A 255-nucleotide genomic window follows, 5' to 3' on the forward strand; every position below is an offset into this window, starting at 1 on the left:
GTATTTTTGCTGTCTGAGCGCCAGATGGAGCGGATTGAGCCGTTTTTTCCTCTGGCGCACGGAGTGCCACGCGTGGATGACCGGCGTGTTCTGAGCGGGATCGTTTATGTCATCCGCAACGGCCTTCAGTGGAAGGATGCTCCGAAAGCGTATGGTCCACACAAGACTTTATACAACCGCTTTATCCGGTGGAGCCGCCTGGGTGTATTTGACAGGATCTTTGTCGCCCTGACAGAACAGGCTGGCCGTTCGAAG

The 255-nt window shown here is 55.3% G+C and carries 1 protein-coding gene; it reads left to right on the forward strand.

The genetic code is table 11. The annotated features are described in order from the left end of the window. Positions 1 to 255, forward strand: a 255-nt coding sequence (locus tag Abin_RS15380) for a transposase (RefSeq protein WP_148315678.1), incomplete at both ends; no start/stop codon positions are given.

This window comes from Acetobacter indonesiensis (assembly GCF_000963945.1).
In the GTDB taxonomy this organism is placed as follows: domain Bacteria; phylum Pseudomonadota; class Alphaproteobacteria; order Acetobacterales; family Acetobacteraceae; genus Acetobacter; species Acetobacter indonesiensis.